Source organism: Streptomyces aurantiacus, assembly GCF_001418335.1.
Classification (GTDB): domain Bacteria; phylum Actinomycetota; class Actinomycetes; order Streptomycetales; family Streptomycetaceae; genus Streptomyces; species Streptomyces aurantiacus.
Genome location: NZ_LIPP01000348.1, coordinates 1 through 3,132 on the forward strand (window position 1 = coordinate 1; position 3,132 = coordinate 3,132).

The following is a 3,132-nucleotide window of genomic DNA, read 5'->3' on the forward strand; positions in this document are numbered from 1 at the left end:
CGCCGCGGTGCCTCTGCCGGAAGGTGCCGGGGTGCTCGGCTGCCGGGTGCTGGATCCGGTCAACCAGCCGGTGCCGGACGCCGAGTTCCTGGTCACCGACGCCGCGGGGCGCAAGGTGGTCGGCGGGGAGCTGGATCCGTTCGGGTCCTTCCTGGTGACCGTGCCCGCCGGTGAGTACCGCCTCGCGGTGTCCGCCGAGGGATTCGCCCCGTACCGGGCGAACGCCACGGTGGCCGAGAACGCGGTGGCCGCGCTCGGTGACGTGACACTGAACATCGCCCGGCCGCCCGCGTTACCGGGCCCGGGGGACTGGGAGATCGAGCCGACCCATTCCTCGATCGGGTTCACGGCACGGCATATCGGGATGGCGCGGGTGCGGGGCCGGTTCAACAGCTTCGCGGGAATAGTGCGGATGGCCGANNTCCTGGACGTGGACCGGTTTCCGACGGTGGAGTTCTACAGCGACCGGTTCACGCACCGCAGTGGCAGCCGGTGGGAGGTCACCGGGGCACTGTCGTTGCGGGGGGTGACACGGACGGTCACGCTCGACACGGAGTATCTCGGCATCGGCAACGGCACACAGGGCGAGGTGCGGGCGGCCTGCCGGGCCACCACCGAGTTGCGCCGCGACGACTTCACGGTGAGCTGGCAGTCGATGCTCGCGCGGGGCATCGCCATGGTCGGGACGAGCATCACGGTCGACCTGGACATACAGATCGTCCCCAAGGACTGACAGGATCGTCTCCAAGGACCGGCAGGGCGGCATCCCCTGTGCGCGACGCTCTCCCGGTGCCGGAAAATGGCCGGGTGAGCGACGTGAGACATGTACTGGTGCTGCCCGACCGCGATGCCGCGCAGGACGCCGAGGACGCGCAGTGGCTGCTCGTGCTGCGCGACGAGAACGGGCGGCTGGACGCGGGGGAACTGGACGAGTTCGCGGGGGAGTGGGACGGCTGGCGCGAGGAGCCGTAGCCCGGGACCGCCCAGGACCGCCCGGGACCGGTTGTCGGTGGTGCGTGGGATGCTGGGCGCGATGGCCAGGAACTCTGCACACGACAATCCGCTCGCTCCTGTCACGATCGCCGTGGGGCAGGAGGACCTCCTGCTCGACCGTGCCGTGCAGGAGGTGGTGGCCGCCGCGCGCGCCGCCGACGCGGACACCGACGTACGGGACCTCGCGTCGGACCAGTTGCAGCCGGGCACGCTCGCCGAGCTGACGAGTCCCTCGCTCTTCGCCGAGCGCAAGGTCGTCGTGGTCCGTAACGCGCAGGATCTGTCGGCCGACACGATCAAGGACGTGAAGGCGTACCTGGGTGCTCCGGCCGAGGAGATCACGCTCGTGCTGCTGCACGCGGGGGCGGCCAAGGGCAAGGGCCTGCTCGATGCCGCGCGCAAGGTGGGGGCGCGGGAGGTCGCCTGCCCCAGGATGACGAAGCCGGCGGACCGGCTGGCCTTCGTGCGCAGTGAGTTCCGGGTGCTGGGGCGGTCGGCGACGCCCGAGGCGTGCCAGGCGCTCGTCGACTCGATCGGGAGCGACTTGCGGGAGCTGGCTTCCGCGGTGACCCAGTTGGTCGCGGACGTCGAGGGGACGATCGACGAGGCGGTCGTCGGGCGGTACTACACCGGCCGTGCGGAGGCCTCCAGTTTCACGGTGGCGGACCGGGCGGTCGAGGGGCGGGCGGCGGAGGCGCTGGAGGCGCTGCGGTGGTCCCTGTCGACCGGGGTCGCGCCCGTCCTGATCACGAGCGCGCTGGCGCAGGGGGTACGGGCCATCGGGAAGCTCTCCTCGGCGCGGGGTGGCCGGCCGGCCGACCTGGCCCGGGAGCTGGGGATGCCGCCCTGGAAGATCGATCGGGTCCGGCAGCAGATGCGGGGGTGGAGCCCCGACGGGGTCGCTGTCGCGCTGCGGGCGGTCGCGGAGGCCGATGCGGGGGTCAAGGGGGGCGGTGACGATCCTGAGTACGCGTTGGAGAAGGCGGTCGTCGCGGTCGCCCGAGCGGCTCGCTCACGGCGTGGCTAGATGATTGCTTCCACGGGATGGGCTGTGGGTCAGGGGTCCCACTGTCTTGGTCGGACGACTACGAACCGGGCTCCTGTGCCGGCAGCCCGCGTAGCAGTACGTCGAGGAAGAGGTCGAAGCGGGGTGCGTCCGGGCCGAAGTCGTGCCCCATCTGCTGGGCCCCGAGCCACTGCACGACGCCCAGCCCGAAGATGTGCCAACTCTGCTCAGCCATGTCGTCGGAGACCCCGGCGAGCCTGAACGCCGAGACGACGCGGTCGTGCAGTCGGCCGAAGGCGTGCGGGTTGTGGCGGTGTGGCATCGCCACGTGGGCGGCGTAGCCGGGTACGGCGAGGAACTGGTCGTGCATCCTCCAGGCGAGGTCCGACAGCCACNNCGAGGTCGAGGAGCTCGTCGCGGTTGTTGACCCAGCGGTAGAGGGCCGAGTGGGAGACACCGAGCCGCTCCGCGATGTCGCGCATCGTCACGGTCCGCAGGTTGCAGCCGAGCGCGGCCTCCACGATCTGCTCGCGGCTCAGTCGCGCGGGTCGGCCGAGCCTGGGTGTCTTCTTCGCCTCCACGAACCCAGTCTACGAATCCGGCCCGCCAACTTAGTGACCATAGGTTACAAATAAGTTAGGGTGCCCTTACCTATCGTTGAGGAGGGGCAGGAATGAGTCGCACCACCGACACCGCGCTCACCCGATGGCCGTTGGTTGTCCTTGACGTATCAGCCCTCGATCCCGCAGCCGGCGCCCGCCGCGTGGGCGACGTCCTGACGGCCGCACTGGAGCGTCGCGAACCTTTCGCGGCCNNAGCTGGCCGGCGCCGGCGAGCGGGTGCGACTGGTAAAGACCCTGCGCCCGGGCCTGCGCAACCGGTGCGCCGGTCTCGCGTTCGTCGTCTCGGCCGAGGTGCAGCAGGCCAACGCCAAGGCGATCAGGGCCGGCGCGAAGCTGTGGGGTTGCCCGACGACCGCCACGCACGACCCGGCCGCCGCGCTCGCGTGGGCCCGTCAGCAGCTGGCCGCGCCGACGCCGGGTGCCGAGGAGGAACGCTGATGTGGGTGGCGGCCGGCCTGACCGCCGCGGCCATGTCCGTCGTACGCAAGCTCCGGCAGGGCGGCTCGCGGC

General features: G+C 71.2%; 3 protein-coding genes and 2 pseudogenes. 4 read left to right on the forward strand and 1 reads right to left on the reverse strand.

The window, feature by feature from the left end; all coding sequences use genetic code 11:
- The 4 genes and pseudogenes from AOK01_RS45705 to holA all read left to right on the forward strand — a co-directional run.
- A partial coding sequence (locus tag AOK01_RS45705; RefSeq protein ID WP_245702546.1) for a carboxypeptidase regulatory-like domain-containing protein occupies positions 1-420 on the forward strand: 420 nt, incomplete at both ends.
- A gap of 2 nt (positions 421-422) precedes the next feature.
- A pseudogene (locus AOK01_RS45710) lies at positions 423-733 on the forward strand (YceI family protein); the annotation flags it as partial.
- A 74-nt stretch (positions 734-807) separates the two neighbouring features.
- Complete coding sequence (locus tag AOK01_RS44225) at positions 808-972, forward strand: hypothetical protein (protein WP_169800171.1); 165 nt, start codon at positions 808-810, stop codon at positions 970-972.
- Positions 973-1,033: 61 nt separating this feature from the next.
- Positions 1,034-2,020, forward strand: coding sequence for a DNA polymerase III subunit delta (gene holA, locus AOK01_RS34610; protein WP_190852593.1), 987 nt, complete (start codon positions 1,034-1,036; stop codon positions 2,018-2,020).
- Between the two features lie 376 nt (positions 2,021-2,396).
- On the opposite strand, the pseudogene AOK01_RS46375 reads toward holA, so the two are convergent.
- Positions 2,397-2,580, reverse strand: a pseudogene (locus tag AOK01_RS46375) (TetR/AcrR family transcriptional regulator); the annotation flags it as partial.
- Positions 2,581-3,132: the final 552 nt, after the last annotated feature.